Source organism: Shewanella sp. 5_MG-2023, from assembly GCF_030547465.1.
Classification (GTDB): Bacteria; Pseudomonadota; Gammaproteobacteria; order Enterobacterales; family Shewanellaceae; genus Shewanella.
Genome location: NZ_JAUORC010000005.1, coordinates 50,065 through 71,692 on the forward strand (window position 1 = coordinate 50,065; position 21,628 = coordinate 71,692).

The window sequence follows — 21,628 nt, forward strand, 5'->3', positions numbered from 1 at the left end:
TAGAATTCAATACAATAGCAGCATGAATAAAGAAAATAACCCTGACTTTGCACTGTTTTCAGAGCACTTGGATGGTATTAGGCCATTAAACCAAGATAAGCATCATTTTAAACAGTCAGTCAAAACTAAACAACAAGTCGAAATCAAAGAACAGCAGGTTTATGCCGACAGTTATTTTTCAGATAACTATCAGCCGTTACTCCCCGTTGAAGGGCCGATGCGCTGGTTAAACGATGGTGTTGAAAAGATTGAATTAAAACGACTTCGCCGTGGTGATTACCAACCTGACTTGTTACTTGATTTGCACGGCATGCGACAAGCTGAAGCTAAACTTGAGCTTGCAGCCTTAATACAAGCCTGTGTGAAACAGCATGTTATCTGTTGCTGCGTCATGCACGGCTATGGCTCAGGGATTTTAAAACAGCAATTACCCATGTGGCTGGCTCAACACCCAAAAGTCAAAGCCTTTCATCAAGCCACCAAAGAATGGGGCGCTGATGCTGCGCTACTGGTATTGATTGATATTGGTGAGCATCCCCATAGAAGATAGCGGCTATTTACAGTTAATAACGACAAGCATTTAAATAATTATCTTGAGCCAAAACTAAAAAGAGCCTTAAAAGGCTCTTTTATATTAAATACTCAACCAAGATTCAATAACTGCAGTTACAGTTACCAATCACTCATTGGAAGAACTTAAGCGCTTATTTGAGTTGGGGTTTGCATTAGCTCAAAATGAAAACCGTGTTCGTTTTTATCAATCGATACAATAGCCGATGTAGCAAATATCGGAGGCTCCATACCTGCAACTAATTCACTGACCATATAACCTAGAATAGGCATGTGAGCGATAACTAACACCTTTTGAGCATTGTAATGTTCAGCATAAGCTAAAATAGCATCAACAGCGATTTGAGGGCTGCCAGAAGGCGTTATATCATCTAACACTAACCATTTGTTTGGTTCCGGTAGATGTTTAGCCACTTCTTGCCATGTTTGTTGTGCCCTTAGGTAAGGACTTACTATCACTAAATCGACACTGTTTACTTTCTGCGTTAACCAATTGGCCATGGTATTTGATTGATTACGCCCAACTTGAGATAACATACGCTCTCTATCAGATGGGGCGTCAAAACTTGCTTCGCCATGGCGCATTAAAAATAGCTGCATACTTCTCTCGCTACTCATTATTATAGTGTTTATTGGCTAATTGTAGCCTTAAATAATTCATCCACAAAGAAACTATGAAGTAAAATTAATTAGTCTTTAGTCGATGTTTCTATGAATTTTATGCGTATTATTCTGAAAAGCTATTAAACTCTTTCAACAGTGTGACTAAAAGTTGCTAAAAACCGCTAACAATATCACTATATATATTCAAACTACTTTTTTAATAGTTGCAAAGTGAGCAACAAAGAACCCAAGTAGTTACTCAAGTCGTTATACAGTGCCTTCTCATCTGGAGCATTATCTTGACCATAAAACCAGACACTACACAGCCTGAAATAGTGAAAAGCCCAAATGATCATCGCCAATACCAATATATGGTTTTGGAAAATGAATTGCGGGTGTTATTAGTTGAAGATACCAAGGCTACCCATGCGGCAGCGTCCATGACCGTATCTGTGGGTCACTTTGACGACCCCACTTCGCGACCCGGCATGGCGCACTTTTTAGAGCATATGCTGTTTTTAGGCACTGAAAAGTATCCAGATTCTGGTGAATATCATCAGTTTATCAATCACCATGGTGGTACCAACAACGCTTGGACAGGCACTGAACAAACTAATTTTTTCTATAGTATTGATGCTGAGCAATTTGAAGAATCTTTAGACCGATTTAGTCAATTTTTTATCGCTCCTAAATTTGACTTAGAACTCGTTGATAGAGAAAGGCATGCCATTGATTCTGAATACAGTTTAAAGCTTAAAGACGATATTAGACGGGTTTACCAAGTACAAAAAGAATCAATCAATCCAGCACATCCATTCAGTAAATTTTCAGTGGGCAATCTGCAAACCTTAGCAGGCGACGAAGCTGATGTGCGCCAAGAATTACTGGATTTCTATCAAGAAAAATACAGCGCCAACATTATGACATTATGCCTAATATCGCCGCTATCGGTAGACCAGCAAGCTAAAAAAGTACAACAATATTTCAGTGCTATTAATAATAAAAAGATAATAAAGAGCTACCCTGACACCCCTTATTTAAGCCAAGAGTTATTACTAAAAAAAATTAATATCATGCCAGTAAAAGAGCAAAAGAGGCTCAATATTAGTTTTGCCCTGCCTAGCATGGAACCTTTTTATAAAACCAAACCACTGACTTTCATTAGTCACTTATTAGGCAATGAAAGTCCTGGTAGTTTACTGTCATATTTAAAAGAGCATGGTCTAGCCAATAATTTATCGGCAGGTGGTGGGGTCAGTGGTTACAACTTCAAAGATTACAGCATCAGTATCCAGCTAACCGACAAAGGTTTAACGCAAGTTGATGAAATCGTAACCTGCACATTTGAATACCTTGAATTAATTAAAGAGTCAGGCATTGAGCCTTGGCGTTATCAAGAAAGAGCAAGCCTGTTATCTACAGCCTTTAAATTTCAAGAACAAATCAAAAATCTAGATCTTGCCAGCCACCTTAGTATCAACATGCAGCACTATGATGTTGAAGATGTGGTTTACGGTGATTACCGAATGGATAAACTTATTGAGACCGAAACTCTTGAGTTACTTCATTATTTTAATCCTAACAACATGCGTACTCAGTTACTCTCAAAGGAAGTAAGTACTGACACTCAGGCGCAATGGTATTTTACCCCTTACTCTATTGAGGAGATCTCAAAAGAAAAAGTGGCCCATTGGCAGCAGGTAAAACCAAGAAAAGAACTAAAATTACCCCTTAAAAATCCTTTTATCGTTGACGACCCACAAGCTAGAAGTGAACTAAGTACCAGTGCTGTGCCGACCATTGTGGCTGAAGATGAAGGTTACCGTTTTTGGCATCGTAAAGATGATGAGTTTAACGTACCCAAAGGACATTTATATTTATCCTTGGACTCAGATCAAGCTAGCCCCACCCCAAAGCATGCCGCGTTAACAAGACTGTATGTTGAGATGGTGCTAGATTACCTCGCTGAAGCCACTTATCAGGCTGAAGTAGCAGGACTAAATTATAATATTTACCCTCATCAAGGTGGAATAACACTGCATCTAACCGGCTTTACCGGTAATCAAGAAACGCTATTAGCTTTAGTAATTGAAAAAGCCAGAGAGCGAAACTTTACCCAAGATAGGTTTAAGCTTATCAAAAAGCAGCTTATCCGCAGTTGGACTAACGCAGCCCAAGCCAAACCCATCGCGCAGCTCTTCACTAGCTTGACTGTGACACTGCAGAAACGCTCTTACGAGCCCACTAGAATGGCAGAAATGCTAGAGGAAGTGACACTAGATGAATTACATGAACACGTAGGGGCATTTTATGAAAAAATTTATGTTGAAGGTTTAGTCTATGGTGACTGGTTAGCGAGTGAAGCCCAGCAACTGGCGAGACGCTTAAAACAGGTTCTGTCATTGGTAACAAAGCCCAGTAACGAATCTAGTCGCGAACTCATTAATCTGTCTAATCGCGGCATGTTAATGCGCGAACTCAACATTGAGCATCAAGACAGCGCGATCATTATTTACTACCAATCAAAACAAACAACTCCCCATCAAATTGGGCTGTTTAGTTTATTAAATCATACGATGTCTTCGACATTTTTCCATGAACTCAGAACAGAAAAACAACTTGGCTATATGGTCGGAACGGGCTATTTACCTTTAAATCGACACCCGGGGATGATTTTCTACATCCAATCACCCACAACTGCGCCACGAAAGCTTCTTGAAGCCATCGATGAATTTATCGCGGACTTTAACTATGCAGTCATGCAGATAACCAAGGGGCAGTGGGAAGCTACTAAGCAAGGTTTGATCAACCAAATTTCAGAAAAAGATGCTAGTTTGAAAAGCCGAAGCCAACGCTACTGGGTCTGTCTTGGTAATCGTGATTATGAATTTAATCAAAGGGAAAAAGTAATAGAGGAAATTAAAAAGCTCACCCGCGCTGATTTGATTAAGTTTATCGTAGAAAATATGCGCTCAAAGCACAGTGACCGATTAGTGTTATTTAATGTTGGAGAGCAGCATCAACAACTTGAGCCTATTGCTAACACTCAAGTGATAACAGACTTGAAAGGCTTTAAGCAGCAAGCAGAGAAGTTTAATTTTTGAGAAACGTAATATTTTTCACCCGTAACTTAATCACATAATTAATTGTTACTACTTTACTAAACTGCGCATAAATACAGCAACCCAGTGGAATACGCTATAAAAACGTTAAAATTAGATAATTATGAAACAAATAACACTAAATAAACACTATATGCCCTACAAAGAAAACACTATACTGATCATTCACAACCTTAGAAATCAACCATTTTTTGACAAAGGCTTAACTTTCTGAAAAAGTGGTACTTTATTGTAAATAATTATCAATTGCAGCAGACAAAAGTATCCTTAATATGTCAATGATTAGACCATTCTTAATATGCGCATTTTTTATTCTTCAAAGCATTTCTCACTCAGCTATGTCTGCTGGCGCAGATGACTATGAATTAGTCCTAAATACCGATCGATATAATGTTGAAGACGGCTTATCACAATCAAATGTCACTAGTATTGTAGAAGATAGGCAGGGTTATATATGGCTTGGTACCGTCAATGGGCTTAATCGGTTTGACGGTGTTAATTTTAAACATTTCTATGCAGATGACAGCCAATCCAGTTTACCTAGTTCATTCGTAAAAACATTGCTAATTGATAAAAAAAATAGACTCATTGTTGGTACCGATAAAGGGCTTGTTGTCTTTGATGAGAATTCTGAAAAATTTAACCCTATTTTAATAGAAGGTAAAAAAATTGATGAATCAATTTGGTACCTATCCCACCTCTCTGAAGGCATTGCTCTAGGTCTCAACAACAAGGTTATCATCCTAAATGAGAAATTAAATAGAGTAATCTGGAGTTTTGAAAGTAAAGTGTTACATGAGGTAAAACGAATAATTCAAATTGGTGATAATTTTTTTATAAGAAACTATAATGGTCAGGTTTTTAAACTGTTTGAAAATGACTTAACAATTGTCGGGCATCACTCCAATGATATAGCTAGGTTAAATGATGAATTAATTATTTCAACAAATGATGGTTTATACAGTTTCAAAAACAATACTACAACTAAATTTTCAGATCTCGCTTTAACATACTTGGAAAGCTCTCTAAATAAAAACGAATTAATATCAATAGCAGGTTCAAGCATTGTAACTTTTTCATCTAAAAAAGAAATAAAAAAACTAGGGTACATTAATAAAGAAGGCGCAATCAAGCGTCCACTGATAAAAGAAACCAAATCTGCAATTATTGTTGCTGACATTCATGATGGTTTGATAAAAATCGAACGAAGCAAAAATCTAATAAAAAACTCAAAACTAGTAACTAATAATATTTGGTCAATTACTAAAGACAATAAAAACATTTTTATTGCTATGGATTCATCAGAAGTAAAAGTATTAGATAGTACACTAAAAGAGCAATCTTCAATAAAACTAGATAATGCATCAGGTCCAAAGTCAATAGAGTTACTAGGGCGAGAACTATATATAGGTAGTATAAACGGACTGTTTAAAGTTAATTTAGACACTCTAATAATTGAGAAGATACTAGATGAAAAAATAACATACATTAAGAGAGATGAAGTTAGAGAAATTATTTATTTATCTACAATTAATGGGAAAATATTAATCCTAGAAAACAATAGAATAATTCAATCTATGGAAACAGGGGAACGTTATCCTATTTTTCAACTAATAAGAAAGGGTGACACATTTTGGGCTGCTACTCAAGGCGGATTATTCAGAATAACTGAAGATAAAAGTGATAAAATATATAGCACAAGTATGGTGACTAGTCTTGCTTTGGATGGAGAGAATTTGCTATTTGGAACAAGGGATTCACTAATAAAACTTTCAACTAACGATCTTAGTCTAAAAACTATATATAAAAATAATAAATTAGTATTTTCAATTGAAATATTTAACGACTTCATAGTATCGTCTTCAGCTACAGAAATAAATATCACAAATAAGATAAACCTATCCAACACCACTATTACAAATAAAAATGGTGCCCAGAGTGACTATAACTCTGTTAGTTCACTAGCAATTGATAATTATGCTTTATTTACAGGGTCGGGCGGGATAAGCATCGTTAACCCTAGAGAAATATACAATGAAGTCATTAGCAGTAGTTCTTCAAATGTATCCTTGATAGATCTTCAACTTTTTAACATCTCTGAAAAGGTTGGCGGAAATGTATTATCAAAACCAATTAACAACCAAGACTCTATAACTTTAAAATACTCAGACTACCCTTTCTCATTTACTTTCATTGCACCTGGGAAGTACCTTGAAGACTATGACTTCTATTACCAGATGGAAGGACTAAATGACGACTGGTTACCAGCACAAAAGACTAACTCTGCTACGTACACGAATCTATCTGCAGGTACTTACTATTTTAATGTCTATGCAGTAAATAATTTATCTGGAAAGCAAGGCCCAACAAAATCGATTAAGGTAACTATTACCCCACCTTGGTATTTATCTTTTGAAGCAAAACTATCCTATACCGTATTGGGCTTATTAATATTGCTACTCATAGCCAAGACAATTTTACGCAGACGAGAAATACAAAAACAAATAGCCCTTAGTGAAGAAAGATTAAAATTATCACTATGGGGTAGCGGTGATGAAATGTGGGATTGGGATATTGAAACCGGTGAAATTTACCGATCCAATATCTGGGGAACATTAGAGTTTCCTCAAGATGGCCATCGCTCAGGAAAACCTGGAGAAGAAAGCAATATTCACCCCCTCGATCAAAATAGAGTTAAAACAGCCCTTAATGACCACTTTAAAGGGCTAACAGATCATTTTGAAGTTGCATACCGCGTTAAAAGCCTTCAACACAAATGGGTTTGGGTACTAGATAGAGCAAAAATTGTTGAAAGGGATCACAAAGAAAAACCGCTGCGTATGACGGGTACCATCAAAAACATCAATAATATTAAACAAACCGAAGAACAATTAAGACTATTCGAAAGAGCAATTGAAAACATTTCTGAAGGCATGTTTATTCTAGATGACAAATTTCATTTTGTTGAAGTCAACGATGCTTGTTGTCAATTAACCGCCCAAAACCGAGCTGAATTTCTTGGACAATTATTTAACTTTACTCGTTACCCTGACAGCTACTCTAACCAAATTCACGCAGCTTTGGCCCAACAGGGCAGCTGGAGTAATGAAGTAGAGGCCAATCGCGGAGATGGTAGCCATTTCTTAATGGAGCTCACCGTCGATGCTATATACAACGAACAAGGCGAAACCAGTCATTACGTAGGGGTATTCTCAGATATTACTCGTCGTAAACAGCAAGAAGAAGAAGAACTACGCAAATTAACCAATAGTGATTTGCTCACCGGGCTACCTAACCGTTCTAGTTTACAAGTAACCTTGAACAATCTAGTGAAAAAAGACGTCCACCATACATTAATGGTATTGGATTTAGATAATTTCAAACGTATTAACGACTCGCTAGGCCACCAAACTGGTGATGCGTTACTTATTGATGTCGCTCGTAGGCTTCAAGAAAATATTCCAAATCACGTTAGTTTATATCGTCTTGGCGGTGATGAATTTGCCATCTTAGTTGACCATAACCCTGATATTGGTTCATGTGCGGCTATCGCCTCTCGAATAATAGACTCATTGAAACAAGAGTTTAAAGTTGATAACGAATCCCTCGTTATTAGCTTAAGTATCGGGATAGTTTTATACCCTGAAGATGAGCAAAATGAACAAGCCCTATTAAGAAAAGCAGATATCGCTATGTATCATGCCAAATCAGGGGGTGGCAATCGTTACCAATTCTATTCAGAGTCTTTAAACAAAAATGCGCTACGCCAATTAGAAGTAGAAAACTTGATCCGAGAAGGATTAAAAGAAGATTACTTTGAAGTCTATTACCAACCCAAAGTCGATTTAAAACAAGACAGCCTTGCTGGAATGGAAGCTTTAGTTAGATTAGTTCATCCGGAATTTGGTGTCATCCCGCCAAATGAATTTATTCCACTTGCTGAAGAAAATGGTTTAATTGTCGAAATTGGCGATCTGGTTTTACGTAAAGCCTGCTTTGCAGCACAGAAGTGGCGCGAACAAGGTGTATTTAACGGCCGTGTAGCCATAAACTTATCTTCAAGACAGTTTGCCCTACCTGATTTACAGCAACGCATATTAAGTGTATTAGAGCTCACAAAGCTCCCAGCTTGTCACCTTGAACTAGAAATTACTGAAAGTACCATTATTAAAAATCCAGATAATGCCATCAAAGTAATGAATCAGCTTGCCCAAATGGGGGTGACTCTAGCCCTTGATGATTTTGGTACTGGGTATTCATCGCTTTCATATCTCAAACATTTCCCAATTCATTGTTTGAAAATTGATAAATCTTTTGTGGATGATATCGATAAATCAGATCGTGATTTAAAAATGGTCGATAGCATTATTACTATCGCACATAACATGGGCTTATCTGTTGTCGGAGAAGGTGTAGAAGAAACCGCGCAATTAAATATATTAAAAGCCTTAAAATGTGAAGAAATCCAAGGCTACATCTTTAGTAAGCCTGTTCCAGAAAAAGATTTCACCGAATTATTAAACATCAATCAAAAAAAACAAAGTAAAAAAACCGCCATTTAAGCAACATTGGCATAACAACTGCAATCCTCTATTCAGATGTCAAATAAAAGTTAAAACTTTAATTAACCCTGAATAGAGAGATTAAACAATGATTAATGGAATTATCGTAGCTGCAATTTTATCTTCAACTTCTAACGCTGCTATTAATACGACGGAAACAGTTTTAGTTAACCTACCTAACCAAGGTCAATATATTGGAAATCCACATATTAATCATGCATCTGCTAGTACTGAATTAGCACATAGCCCTTATATAAAGTACTCTGAAGCTACTACTGAATTAGCTCACAGCCCTTATATTAAGTACTCTGAAGCGACCACTGAATTAGCTCACAGCCCTTATATCAAATACTCTGAATCGACCACTGAGTTAGCGCACAGCCCTTATATCAAGTACTCTGAAGATACTACTGAATTAGCCCATAGCCCTTATATCAAGTACTCTGAAGCGACAACTGAATTAGCCCATAGCCCTTATATCAAATACTCTGAAGCGACAACTGAATTAGCCCATAGCCCTTATATCAAGTACTCTGAAACTACCACTGAATTAGCCCATAGCCCTTATATTAAGTACTCTGAAGCAACCACTGAATTAGCCCATAGCCCTTATATTAAGTACTCTGAAGCTACTACTGAATTAGCTCACAGCCCTTATATTAAGTACTCAGAAGCAACGACTGAGTTAGCGCATAGCCCTTATATTAAGTACTCTGAAGCTACTACTGAATTAGCTCACAGCCCTTATATCAAATACTCTGAAGCGACAACTGAATTAGCCCATAGCCCTTATATCAAATACTCTGAAGCGACAACTGAATTAGCCCATAGCCCTTATATTAAGTACTCTGAAGCGACTACTGAGTTAGCTCACAGCCCTTATATAAAATACTCTGAAGCGACCACTGAATTAGCCCATAGCCCTTATATTAAGTACTCTGAAGCGACTACTGAGTTAGCTCACAGCCCTTATATCAAATACTCTGAAGCGACCACTGAATTAGCCCATAGCCCTTATATTAAGTACTCTGAAGCGACAACTGAATTAGCGCACAGCCCTTATATTAAGTACTCTGAAGCGACCACTGAATTAGCGCATAACCCATACATTAAATACACCAATTCAAGCATCGCTTAAGGAGATAAAATTATGTTTAACTCTTTATTAAAAGCACTAGGAATTGCACAGCCGCAACGTAAGAAAGTTAAATTACCTGAAGGCCTTGAGCATCTAGAGGTCATCCCAGCTAAAGCATGGTGGAACTAAGTCTTGTAGTGATATTTTACAGGCAAAGAAAAAGGGAGCATTAGCTCCCTTTTTAATACGCGGAGTTTGCTAAAAGTATTGTTGCTGTTCATTACTAACCGCTAGTTTACGGGTTAATAAATATTTATGACTGTTGAACAATGGGTAAGCCAGAGGGCCCATCAACAAACCGGCAAATGACCATCTTTTTACTGCCATACCTTGAGCAAAAGCACAATTGCCAAGATAAATCGCCGATAAGATTGAAATAATAAACACTAGAAATACCACTGAAACCTCTACAATTCATTCAGTTAACATCATTTCTTAAGCTTGTAGCATTAAGTTTTTGTGTTCAATGCTAGCTTTGGTCACATTATAACCAAGCCAAATACTCAAAGCTATGGGGATTTTTAATTGAGCCACAGTCAAAATATTCCGCAGCGTACATAAAACAGGCAAATCCCTGCCACTTTAGAATGAAAAAGCGGCATCATGTTGCCGCTTTGTTAAGTGTGTAATCCTTAAAGTCTTAGTTTAGACTAATAAAAACTCGCTCCCTCATCAGCCATTTTGACTAATCTTTCACAAGGGGCAAATCTTTCGCCATGTAATTGCTGATACTGACGTAATTTTGACACTAGATTATTGATCCCCATGGTATCCATATAACGGAAAGGACCGCCTAAGAATGGCGGAAAACCAATTCCAAAAATAGCACCGATATCACCGTCTCTTGCATTGGCAATAATGCCTTCATCTAAACAACGAACAGCTTCGTTTAGCATCTGCACAACACAACGCATAGCAATATCGATTTCACTACCACTTAACTGATTATTAATGCCTAGTACTTGATATACACTTTCATCCACTAGCTTAGCTTTGTTTTTCTTGTTGCCGTATTGGTAAAAACCTTTGCCGTTTTTACGGCCTTTACGGTCATCTGCAAGTAACTTATCAAATGCACTTGGAGCTTCAAAGCGCTCACCCAGTTCTTTAGTTAAGATCGGCGCGATCTTAGCACCAACATCAATACCTACCTCGTCTAGCAAAGTAATAGGTCCTACAGGGAAACCAAACTTAACTAACGCTTTATCTAAAAATTCAATTTTTTGCCCTTCAAGAAGCACTTGCGCAGCTTCATTCATGTATAAGGCTAAAATACGATTTACATAAAAACCGGCTCCGTCTTGAACAACAATCGGTGTCTTACCTTGCTTACGAGCAAAGGCCACTGTCGTAGCAATGGTTTCTGGAGAGGTTTTCTTGTGCGCAATCACTTCCACTAACGGCATTTTCTCAACTGGCGAGAAATAATGCAGACCAATCACATTTTCAGGTCGACTGGCCGCTTCGGCAATTTGGCTGATTGGTAATGAAGATGTGTTAGATGCAAAGATAGTATTTTCATGACATTCACGTTCTACATCTTTCACCATTTGATGTTTTAATGCTAAATCTTCAAATACTGCTTCTACTACGATATCAGCATCTTTTACGCCGCTATATTCAGTGGTTGTCGTCATTAACGCCATTAGATTATCTCTAACTGCCGGAGTCATATGACGACGCTTAACGCCTTTGGCTAACAACTTATAAGCATAAGCCAACGCATTACTTAAGCCGGTTTCATTGATATCTTTAACACGAGCAGGAATTTTAGCTTTGGTTGTCGTCACAGAGGCTATTCCGCCACCCATTAAGCCACCACCAATAACCAGTGCCTTGTTCACTTTGCGAGGTTTGCCCCCTTCTGCACCGGTTTCTTTTTTCATTTCTGTGGTTGCAAGGAATATACTACGAAGCGCTTCTGACTCTGGTGACATAATAAGTTCAGCAAAATGACTTGCTTCAACTTCTAAGCCTTTGATCATGCCTTTATTCATACCCTGCTTAACACAATCAATGATTTTAGCAGGAGCTGGATAATTACCCTGGGTTTTCTTCATCACTTGTTTAGCGGCTTGATCAAAAATAATGTCACGAGTCGTACTGGTTGATTCAAGCAACTTGTTTAAAGCAGACTTTTTAACCACTTTAGCAGCAGACTTGCCTTTTTTTGCCATGGCAACTGCAGTCTCAAGCAAAATAGACTCTGGAACAACGTCATCAACCAAGGCTATTTTCAGTGCTTGTTTCGGACGCAGCTGCTTACCTGTTAGCATCATATCGAGCGCTGTAGTAATACCGACTTTTCTTGGTAAACGTTGGGTTCCCCCGCCACCTGGTAATAACCCAAGTTGAACTTCAGGCACACCCATAATAGTTTTCTTACTGTCGCTGCACACACGCAAATGACACGCTAGCGCTAGCTCTAATCCACCACCTAAGCAGGCACCGTTAATAGCAGCAACAACCGGTATAGTGAGGTTTTCTAATTCATTAAATACCACATGCCCTTGTTGTGATAGTTCTTTGGCAGCAGCAACACTGGTACAGGCATCTAACATGGTGATGTCAGCGCCAGCAACAAAAGAGTCAGATTTTCCTGAAATAATCACTAAACCTTTAATGCTAGCGTCAGTTTTTATCTCGGTAAGAATGTCACTAATTTCTGGGCCAAATTCTGCTTTTAAGGTGTTCATGGTTTCACCAGGAACATCCATAGTCAAAACCGCAATACCGTCTTCACGGCGTTGTAAATTAAATGTCTTTTCCATCAGAATTACTCCACTTCTACTATCATTGCAGCGCCAAGACCACCTGCTGCGCAGGCTGTGGCTAAACCGGTTCCACCACCACGGCGTTTAAGTTCACGACATACTTGAGTGATCAAACGCGTACCCGTAGCCGCAAATGGATGCCCATAAGCTAATGAACCACCTAGTACGTTAAATTTACTCATATCGATTTCACCAATCGCACGATTTTGGCCTAACTTTTCTGCAGCAAACTTTTTAGAGCCAAACATTTGCATGTTGGCTAAGGTTTGCGCTGCAAATGCTTCATGCATTTCAATTAAGGTTAAATCTTCTAACTGCATACCAGCACGCTTTAGTGCTAGCGGCGTAGCATAAGATGGCCCCATTAACATATCTTGCCAAACATCAATGGCAGTAAAGGCATAGCTCTTAATGTAACCAATAGGCTGATAACCTAATGCTTTGGCACGGCCTTCACTCATTAAGATAATTGCTGATGCGCCATCAGTTAGCGGCGTACTGTTGGCTGCGGTAACTGAACCATGTTTGCGATCAAAAGCTGGACGTAATTTAGCGTAAGACTCTAAAACTGAGTTTTCACGAATGTTGTTATCACGATCAATAAACTGCTTATAAGGAGGCACATGAGCCGTCATCACTTCATCGCGTAAATTACCTGAGTTCCAAGTTTCTGTTGCCAGAGTATGTGAGCGATGAGCCAGTGCATCTTGATCGGCGCGGCTAATTGAATAGGTCTTAGCCATTTGCTCAGCCGTTTGCCCCATTGACAAACCGGTAGAATATTCTGCAACCGCTGGCGGTACCGGCATTAAGTCTTTTAAACCCAAACGACGTGCAATGGCAAATTTTTGTTTAAAGGTACGGGCCTTATTTAAGTCCACTAGCGCATGAGCCAGCTTTTTTGACACGCCAATCGGTAAAACAGAAGATGAATCTGCGCCGCCAGCAATACCAATTTCAACATTACCAGTCATGATTGACTCAGCCACATTCACTGCCGATTGAAAACTTGTCGCACAAGCACGAGTGACACTGTAAGCATCCGTTGATACATCCATGCCAGTGCCTAATACGATTTCACGAGCAATATTTGGCGCAGCAGGCATTTGCACAACTTGACCATAAACTAATTGCTCAATGGTTTTTGGGTCTAACTCTGAGCGAGAAAGCAATTCATTAACCACCATTTTGCCCATATCTAAAGCTGAAACGCCATGAAATGCGGTGGCTTGTTTGGCAAAAGGCGTTCGTAAACCCGCTACAATTGCAATGCGCTCGCCGCGGGCATTGGTTACTTGTTGTCTATCACTCATTGTTCACCCTCTTTTAATTGTTTAGCCTTTATAGGCTTTTCAGTGAAAATCCATTTTGTCAGCGTTATCTGGTCTGACCATAAAAGTGTGATCTGATTCTAACTTTTAATTAGCAAGTTTAAAACACCCGTATGAAAATAACCTGACAATTTCCAACAAAATTAACAACCCGATTGTGATTTATATATTAAATACAGAAGGTTAAACTTTAGAGCATTAGCTTTATTAATATATTTAAGTATCGATTAAAGCTAGCTAACGCACCTTTAGTTGCAGCTAATGAACACCACGAATAAATAAAAATGAAATTCTGTTAATGCTACTAGCCAAAGGCCAATAAAATTCATTAACATAGAGTGAATTAGATAACGTTTTTTAGACAATAAATTTGAGTATCATCATGCCTTTGAGTCGATTTCATTCTTTACGCGCTTATTTAGATAATGTCATTTTGGGACAACCGGTTTTAACTGAAAATATGCTCATCGCACTTATTGCCGATGGTCATTTACTGGTTGAAGGCCCTCCAGGTTTAGCCAAAACCCGTGCAGTAAAAGCATTATGTGATGGCGTTGAAGGCGACTTTCATCGCATCCAGTTCACGCCTGATTTATTACCAGCGGACTTAACCGGCACCGATATCTATCGCGCTCAAACGGGTACCTTTGAATTTGAAGCGGGGCCGATTTTCCATAACTTAATCCTTGCCGATGAAATTAACCGCGCTCCAGCGAAGGTACAATCCGCATTACTTGAAGCCATGGCTGAAGGACAAGTGACCGTAGGTAAACACAGTTACCCGCTGCCAAAACTCTTTTTAGTGATGGCAACCCAAAACCCACTTGAAAACGAAGGGACTTACCCGCTACCTGAAGCGCAATTAGATCGCTTCTTAATGCACTTAAATTTAGATTACCCAAGTGCCGATACCGAGCGTCAGATTTTGCGTCAGTCTCGTAACGAAGCACTGACTCATCAGTTACCGACCATCGAGCCTGTGGTACAAGCAGATGTATTTTCTGCCCGTGAACAAGCGATGGAACTGTACTTAGCTGAGCCCCTTGAAAGCTATATCGTAGAAATTATTATGGCCACTCGTCAGCCAGAGCGTTATAGCCCAGAACTAGCCAAGTGGCTTGAATACGGCGTGAGTCCCCGCGCTTCAATTTCATTAGAGCGCTGCGCGCGAGCCAGAGCCTGGTTACATCAACGCGATTTTGTCTCACCTGAAGATATTCAAGCTGTGGCGCCTAATGTTTTACGCCACCGTCTACTGTTGAGTTATCAGGCACAGGCAGAAGGGATTAGTGCAGATCACGTCATAAATCATATTTTAAGCCAAGTGGCTGTACCTTAATGTTGAGTTATAGCCACTATGTCAGTAACCGCTATGTCAATTGAAAAAGAGTTGCCGCTATTTAGTAATGGCGTCAACCTTAATGAGCAAGAGCTAATAAGTTGCCAGAGTATTGCCCGTGCGATGCCTGAGAAACGTAGCCGCGCAAAAGCCAGCCTTGCAGGCCATAGAAGCAGCCTCATAAAAGGGCGTGGAATGGAATTTGCCGAAGTGCGACATTATCAAAATGGTGATGATGTGCGCACCATAGACTGGCGCGTTACGGCCAGAACTGGCAAGGCCCACACCAAATTATTTATTGAAGAACGTGAACGCCCTATTATCTTGCTGGTCGATCTAAGTCATAGCTTATTTTTTGGCTCGAGTTTGCTTTTACAGTCTCTGCAAGCCGCCCATGTCGCAGCAACACTTGGCTGGAACGCCATTAACCACGGTGACCGTTTGGGGGCATTGATTGCCAGTGAAACCGAACATGTGGAGTTAAAACCCCGCAGTCGCCGACAAGGTATTTTGCAGCTCACATCAGCATTAATCAAAGTGCATCAAAACCAGTTAAATCACTTTGATGAATTACCCCAAGATCCCCAGCATATTTTACGGGCTTGCCAGCGATTGCAACGCATCGCTAAACCCGGCTCACTGGTATGGATAATTACTGATGGCCAGCACTTTAGCCAAGAATGTTTAGCGGCACTCACCGAGCTTAAACGCCATTGTGATGTGGGTGCCTTTATTATTACAGACCCATTACGACAAGGCACTTTAGCGTTACCAAAGCGATTTTCACTGCCTGTACGTGATGGTAAGCAACAACTTACCTTAACTCGCCATAGCTACGATGTGTGGTTAAATGAACAGTTAGCTCGTCAACAACAGTTTATTGAATTAATGAAAATGCTCAAAGTTCAAACCCGCTTTATCGATGCAGGTAAGAGTCTTAGCGATCAATTGGAACTATTACGTTAGATGAATGCTCCTCAAATCAATCCCGCATTAATGCAAATGGAAGATATCGTGCTGCCGCAGCCAATATCACAATTGCCCATTGCCCCCGGTTATTGGCTAGTGGCGATTATCATTATCGCGGCTGGTGTCATCACTTTCATCAAGCTGCGAAAACGTGCCAAATATCACGCCCCGAGAAAGGCCGCATTAGCGCAACTACAGCAACTTGATATAAATGACAGTCAATACCCAAGCCAGATTAATAGCTTACTAAAACGAACTGCCTTGAGTTATTTACCCAGACAGGATTTTGCACAACTTGATGGCGACCAATGGTTCAAATGGCTTGAGCTAAGGTTACCGCAAGCAGAGCAAGGCCAAATTGGCTTGTTATTAGCCAAGCGTTATCAAGCTTGTGGCTTAAATGCAGCTGAAAAGCAGCAGTTATTTAAGTTAGCCAAGTCTTGGTTAACTAAAAAAGCTCGCTTTGCGCCCCTTAATGCCATCAAAAGCAACGCTAACAGCGCAAATACGCAAGCAAATAGTCCACTGGAGGCATCATGTTCTCAATAGCATGGCCGTGGTTATTGCTTTTATTGCCATTACCTTGGCTGTTAAAACCAAAGCGCGTTTCAAAAAATAATGGCGGTCACCTGCAGCTTCCAGGTATAGCCAATGCTGATCAGGTCATATCAAGCCATGCTGACAAACCATCCCGTAAATTGTATTGGTTAATGTGGGCATGTTTATTGTGCGCACTTGTCAGGCCCCAATGGTTAGGCGAGCCTATAGAGCTGCCATCTGAAGGGCGCGACTTAATGCTGGCAGTCGATTTATCCGGCAGTATGCAAATTGAAGACATGGTTGTTGAAGGCAAAACGGTTGATAGATTGACCCTTATTAAACATGTGATTGGCGACTTTATCGAACGCCGTAATGGCGATCGCCTTGGGTTAATTTTATTTGCCGATCACGCCTATTTACAAGCGCCACTGACCCAAGATAGACGCTCGGTGGCAAAGTTTCTCGCCGATAGTCAAATTGGCCTAGTGGGCAAACAAACCGCCATTGGTGAATCAATTGCATTGGCGGTGAGACGCTTTGATAACGTTAACGACAGTAACCGAGTGCTCATTTTACTCACCGATGGTTCAAATAACGCAGGTAACATAGAACCTGAAGTGGCAGCTCGCATCGCTGCAGAGCGCAATGTCACTATTTATACCGTCGGTGTTGGCGCTGAAATACTGGAAAGACGCAGTATTTTCGGTACTGAAAAAGTAAACCCGTCAGCAGATCTTGATGAAGCGCAATTACAACAGCTTGCAGAAATGACCAATGGTCATTACTTTAGAGCCCGTAATAGCGAAGAGCTAGAAGAAATTTATCAAAAAATTGATGAATTAGAGCCTGTCAGTCGCGACCAATTAACCTACCGCCCCCAAAGCGAGTTATTTTACTGGCCATTGTTGTTAGCGTTATTAATCAGTTTAAGTATTAGTCTACGTAGTCAAATGAATTTACCTAAAAATCTGACTTCAGCCTTTTACAAGGAGGATAAATAATGAGTTTGCATTTTATCCGCCTTGAATGGCTATTGGCCTTAATTCCATTAACCATTATTGGACTATTTTTGTGGCGCCAGAGTAAAAATAACTCTGCATGGCAACACTATATTGCCCCTCACCTTGCTAGCACCCTGATCAGTGAGTCTGCACACATCAAAAAACAACCCAAATGGTTATTAATGCTGTGTTGGTTTATTGCGGTTGTGGCCATATCGGGCCCTGCCGTGAATAAACAAAGCCTACCTGTGTTCGCTAGCGAGCAAGGGCGTGTACTGGTAATGGATATGTCTTTATCCATGTATGCAACCGATCAAAAACCTAATCGACTATCCCAGGCCAAATATCGAACCACCGATTTTTTAACCAATTTAAAAGAAGGTGAAACTGGGTTAATCGCTTTTGCGGGAGATGCATTTACTATTAGTCCGTTAACCCGTGATAGCTCTACCCTATTAAATCTGCTCCCAACCTTAAGCCCGGACATTATGCCCGTTAGAGGCTCAGATTTAGCCGCCGCCCTTACCCTTGCCCAACAGTTATTAGGTCAAGGCGGGCATATCAGCGGTGATATTATTGTGATGACCGATGGTGTTAATGCAGCCCAATATGCGCAGGCAGCAAAAGCGCTGGATGGCAGTCGATATCGAGTATCGGTGATGGCATTTGGTAGCCAACAAGGCGCAGCAATACAGCTGCCAGATGGTCAGCTCATGCGCGATAATGCCGGTGAGATCGTGGTTGATAAAACTGACTTTTCATTGCTTGATAAATTGGTTACTCCCACTGGCGGTTTAATGTTACCAGCACGGGCAGACGGCGCAGCACTGGGCCAACTCGAAGCATGGCTTGCTAATGATGGTAATGCAAAAGCCACCGAACTTGAAGGTGAAGCTTGGCAAGATTTAGGCCCTTATATTGCCCTCCTGTTGATTATTCCAGTACTGCTGAGTTTTAGGTTTACAGTACTGCCTATGGTGAGTGTCCTCACGCTAGGCTTATTGATGCAGCCAACTCCTGCTTCAGCTAATAGCTGGGATGATTTATGGCAAACCGCCGATCAACAAGCCTCAGAGCAATTTAATCAGGCTCAATCAGCAGAAGACTATTCTAAAGCTGCCGAGCAATTTGACCAGCCTCAATGGCAAGCTAGCGCCCAATATAAGGCTGGTGACTATGAAAATGCCTTAAGCGGTTTTGAGCAAGATGACTCTGCCAATGGTTTATATAATCAAGCCAATAGTTTACTGCAGCTCAATAAAATTGATGAGGCGATAAAGCGTTATAAGCAAGCATTAACTCAACAAGCAGATTTTCCTCAGGCCGAGAAAAACCTCGCTTTGGCTGAGCAAATGAAGCAGCAACAAGAGCAACAGTCGGAGCAGGATCAGCAAAGTGATGACAACCAATCATCTGACCAGAAGTCAAATGATGAGCAGTCATCAAATGATCAATCTCAAGGAGATCAATCACAGCAAGATCAATCTCAAAGTGATGAGTCTAGCTCTGAGCAATCTCAACAGCAGCAGTCTCAAAATGACCCGTCACAAGAAGAGCAATCTGCGAATGATTCTCAGCAGGATCAGCAATCTAGTGACTATCAACAAGATGACAGCCCCAATGAGGCTGACGAAAGTTCATCAGCTTCATCTCAACAAAATGAGCAACAAGCCGATAATAATGAAGCTGAAATGCAAGCTAACAGTCAAGTTAACCAAGCTCAAGCTGAGCCTGAAACTGCTGAGCAACAAGACAAGACTCAACAACAAGCTCAAGCTGCTGAAACATCAGAACAACAGCCAGAATCTGAGTCTGGCACACCAGTGGCCTCATCGGCTTTATCTGAAGAGCCGCTGCCAGCAGATTTAGAAAGAGCACTTCGCGCAGTCAGTGAAGATCCACAAGTATTAATTAGAAACAAAATGCTATTGGAATATCAAAAGCGTCGTCAAAACGGCCAACTTCCTAAGGATAAACAACAGTGGTAAACAGAATCATTTTAGCCCTAGTCGCTATTCTTTTTACAGGGCAAGCACTCGCGGTCACTAACATTCAAGCAACGGTGGACCGTAACCCCGTCATGCAAGGTGAGTATTTTGTATTAAACGTCACCGCAGATGATGATGTTAATGCAGGCTCATTAGACACCTCAATATTGCTAAAAGACTTTGTTGTCGGCCGCACTAGCGTAGGACGAAGCACGCAAATCGTTAACTTCAACTCCAGTAAAGAAACCCGCTGGCAAGTATTATTATCGGCTAAAAATAGCGGCACTGTGACTATTCCTGCCTTTACTATGGAAGGTATTCAATCTAATCCCATCGAGTTAACGGTTTTAGATGCTGGCTCCCAGCCTCAGCAAATGCGCAATTTGTTTGTGGAAGGCGAAGTTAGCACTCAAGAAGCTTATGTGGGCCAATTAATTACCTATAAAGTTAAGCTATTTTTAGCTGCTGAATTACAGCGTGGTGTCATTAGCGCCCCAGAAATATCAGGTGCTGAGATCAAGCAGCTTGGCGAAGATCAAGACAGTGTTGAAGTGGTTAATGGCCGCCGTTTTCGCGTAATTGAGCGAACCTATGCCATGATTGCCGATACTCCAGGTAAACTCGCCATTAAAGGTGCGAGTTTTTCAGGTGATATTTTAGTTGAAGCACCACGACGTGGCGGCATGTTTGGCTTTAATGAAAGCCGTCCGATGCAAGCTGCTGCTGAAGATACTGAAATCATAATTAAACCCATACCTGACAGCTATCAAGGTGATTGGCTCGTCAGTGATTTATTAATCGCTAAAGAAGTGTGGCCTGAAGACAGCAGTGAATTTGAAGTGGGTAGCCCAATCACCCGCACCATTAATATCATCGCATCTAATGCTGACAGTAATAGCCTGCCTGACATTGAATTAGCTATGCCAAGTGCGCTGAAATCATATCCAGAAAAACCAGTTAGACAAACTGTACTTAGAGAAAACCATGTAGTGGCCCAGTACAGCCTTACCACGGCTATCGTGCCAACCAAAGCTGGAACATTTACCCTTCCTGAAATTACAATTCCGTGGTGGAACTCGCAGCTACGCCAGCAGCAGTTTACCACCATTCCAGCAAGAACAGTGACCATTGCGGCTAATCCAGAACAAGCACCAACGCCAATTACACCTGAGGTTACACAGCCCAGCAATAACCCTGGTTTTTGGCCTTGGTTAACACTGCTATTTGCCGCATTATGGCTTATCACAATCGCCCTGTGGTTAAACGCCCGTAAGCAAAAGTCGCTAACAGTTACCTCTGAAAATGTTGATGTTCAGTCCTCCTCTGCTCGAGTGAGCATCAAAGACATCAGCCTCGCCTGTGATAAAAATGATGTATCTCAAGTCATTACATTACTGCAGCAGCATTTTTCTACATTACTAAACAAACCAATGAACTTGGCTGATATTAGCCAGTTATCAACTGCGCTAGCTCAAGCAACTCATCAATTACAGCAGGCTAAATACAGCCAATCTTCAACATTTGTTGATAAAGCGGCTTTATTAAAAGCCATTGAGAGTTACAGTCATAATTCTGCAGTAAACTCCCCATCTGCGCTGAGTTCGTTAAACCCTTAACGAATAAACTGATTGAATAGCAAGCATAATTATACTTGCTATTCATCAGTAACCTTTTAAGCTATCGAACATAAT

The 21,628-nt window shown here is 40.4% G+C and carries 14 protein-coding genes; 10 read left to right on the top strand and 4 right to left on the bottom strand.

The window, feature by feature from the left end; all coding sequences use genetic code 11:
• Positions 1-22 precede the first annotated feature (22 nt).
• Positions 23-550: an endonuclease SmrB gene (smrB, locus tag Q4557_RS03885; protein ID WP_102437474.1), complete on the top strand. Its 528-nt coding sequence runs from the start codon at positions 23-25 to the stop codon at positions 548-550.
• A 146-nt stretch (positions 551-696) separates the two neighbouring features.
• Here the strand turns inward: smrB and sixA are convergent, their stop codons facing one another.
• The gene (gene sixA / locus Q4557_RS03890; RefSeq protein ID WP_102437476.1) at positions 697-1,170 is read right to left on the bottom strand and encodes a phosphohistidine phosphatase SixA; all 474 of its coding nucleotides are present in this window, start codon (positions 1,168-1,170) and stop codon (positions 697-699) included.
• A gap of 374 nt (positions 1,171-1,544) precedes the next feature.
• Between sixA and Q4557_RS03895 the strand changes: the two genes are divergently transcribed.
• From Q4557_RS03895 to Q4557_RS03905, 3 genes are all read left to right on the top strand, one after another.
• Entirely contained in the window at positions 1,545-4,277 is a 2,733-nt protein-coding gene (locus Q4557_RS03895; RefSeq protein ID WP_303410975.1) for an insulinase family protein, read from the top strand.
• Between the two features lie 290 nt (positions 4,278-4,567).
• Positions 4,568-8,857: an EAL domain-containing protein gene (locus Q4557_RS03900; RefSeq protein ID WP_303410816.1), complete on the top strand. Its 4,290-nt coding sequence runs from the start codon at positions 4,568-4,570 to the stop codon at positions 8,855-8,857.
• 88 nt (positions 8,858-8,945) lie between these two features.
• On the top strand, positions 8,946-9,995 hold the full coding sequence (locus tag Q4557_RS03905; RefSeq protein WP_303410818.1) for a hypothetical protein: 1,050 nt from the start codon (positions 8,946-8,948) through the stop codon (positions 9,993-9,995).
• A 198-nt stretch (positions 9,996-10,193) separates the two neighbouring features.
• On the opposite strand, the gene Q4557_RS03910 is transcribed toward Q4557_RS03905, so the two are convergent.
• From Q4557_RS03910 to fadI, 3 genes are all read right to left on the bottom strand, one after another.
• On the bottom strand, positions 10,194-10,382 hold the full coding sequence (locus tag Q4557_RS03910; protein ID WP_241901111.1) for a hypothetical protein: 189 nt from the start codon (positions 10,380-10,382) through the stop codon (positions 10,194-10,196).
• 263 nt (positions 10,383-10,645) lie between these two features.
• Complete coding sequence (gene fadJ / locus Q4557_RS03915) at positions 10,646-12,766, bottom strand: fatty acid oxidation complex subunit alpha FadJ (protein WP_303410820.1); 2,121 nt, start codon at positions 12,764-12,766, stop codon at positions 10,646-10,648.
• Between the two features lie 5 nt (positions 12,767-12,771).
• On the bottom strand, positions 12,772-14,082 hold the full coding sequence (gene fadI / locus Q4557_RS03920) for an acetyl-CoA C-acyltransferase FadI (protein ID WP_076537168.1): 1,311 nt from the start codon (positions 14,080-14,082) through the stop codon (positions 12,772-12,774).
• 400 nt (positions 14,083-14,482) lie between these two features.
• Between fadI and Q4557_RS03925 the strand changes: the two genes are divergently transcribed.
• From Q4557_RS03925 to Q4557_RS03950, 6 genes are read left to right on the top strand one after another with little or no spacing between them, the layout of a single operon-like run.
• On the top strand, positions 14,483-15,439 hold the full coding sequence (locus Q4557_RS03925) for a MoxR family ATPase (protein ID WP_102437486.1): 957 nt from the start codon (positions 14,483-14,485) through the stop codon (positions 15,437-15,439).
• 18 nt (positions 15,440-15,457) lie between these two features.
• Positions 15,458-16,405 carry a DUF58 domain-containing protein gene (locus Q4557_RS03930; protein WP_241904013.1) on the top strand — a complete coding sequence of 316 codons (948 nt, stop codon included), beginning with the start codon at positions 15,458-15,460 and terminating at the stop codon, positions 16,403-16,405.
• Positions 16,406-16,957 carry a DUF4381 domain-containing protein gene (locus Q4557_RS03935; RefSeq protein WP_303410822.1) on the top strand — a complete coding sequence of 184 codons (552 nt, stop codon included), beginning with the start codon at positions 16,406-16,408 and terminating at the stop codon, positions 16,955-16,957.
• Positions 16,945-17,949: a VWA domain-containing protein gene (locus tag Q4557_RS03940; RefSeq protein WP_102475692.1), complete on the top strand. Its 1,005-nt coding sequence runs from the start codon at positions 16,945-16,947 to the stop codon at positions 17,947-17,949. The genes Q4557_RS03935 and Q4557_RS03940 overlap by 13 nt, the downstream gene beginning before the upstream one ends.
• Positions 17,949-19,937 (top strand): VWA domain-containing protein, encoded by a 1,989-nt coding sequence (locus Q4557_RS03945; protein WP_303410825.1) that lies wholly within the window; start codon positions 17,949-17,951, stop codon positions 19,935-19,937. Before Q4557_RS03940 ends, Q4557_RS03945 begins: the two co-directional genes overlap by 1 nt.
• Positions 19,931-21,553, top strand: coding sequence for a BatD family protein (locus Q4557_RS03950; protein ID WP_102520699.1), 1,623 nt, complete (start codon positions 19,931-19,933; stop codon positions 21,551-21,553). The genes Q4557_RS03945 and Q4557_RS03950 overlap by 7 nt, the downstream gene beginning before the upstream one ends.
• Positions 21,554-21,628 lie beyond the last annotated feature (75 nt).

Bases quoted from the DNA above. Each gene is read 5' to 3' on its own strand.
- Q4557_RS03940 (WP_102475692.1), top strand. From the start codon at position 16,945: ATGTTCTCAATAGCATGGCCGTGGTTATTGCTTTTATTGCCATTACCT.
- Q4557_RS03905 (WP_303410818.1), top strand. From the start codon at position 8,946: ATGATTAATGGAATTATCGTAGCTGCAATTTTATCTTCAACTTCTAAC.
- Q4557_RS03895 (WP_303410975.1), top strand. From the start codon at position 1,545: ATGGTTTTGGAAAATGAATTGCGGGTGTTATTAGTTGAAGATACCAAG.
- Q4557_RS03930 (WP_241904013.1), top strand. From the start codon at position 15,458: ATGTCAGTAACCGCTATGTCAATTGAAAAAGAGTTGCCGCTATTTAGT.
- Q4557_RS03900 (WP_303410816.1), top strand. From the start codon at position 4,568: ATGTCAATGATTAGACCATTCTTAATATGCGCATTTTTTATTCTTCAA.
- fadI (WP_076537168.1), bottom strand. From the start codon at position 14,082: ATGAGTGATAGACAACAAGTAACCAATGCCCGCGGCGAGCGCATTGCA.
- Q4557_RS03935 (WP_303410822.1), top strand. From the start codon at position 16,406: ATGAATGCTCCTCAAATCAATCCCGCATTAATGCAAATGGAAGATATC.
- smrB (WP_102437474.1), top strand. From the start codon at position 23: ATGAATAAAGAAAATAACCCTGACTTTGCACTGTTTTCAGAGCACTTG.
- Q4557_RS03945 (WP_303410825.1), top strand. From the start codon at position 17,949: ATGAGTTTGCATTTTATCCGCCTTGAATGGCTATTGGCCTTAATTCCA.
- fadJ (WP_303410820.1), bottom strand. From the start codon at position 12,766: ATGGAAAAGACATTTAATTTACAACGCCGTGAAGACGGTATTGCGGTT.
- Q4557_RS03925 (WP_102437486.1), top strand. From the start codon at position 14,483: ATGCCTTTGAGTCGATTTCATTCTTTACGCGCTTATTTAGATAATGTC.
- sixA (WP_102437476.1), bottom strand. From the start codon at position 1,170: ATGCAGCTATTTTTAATGCGCCATGGCGAAGCAAGTTTTGACGCCCCA.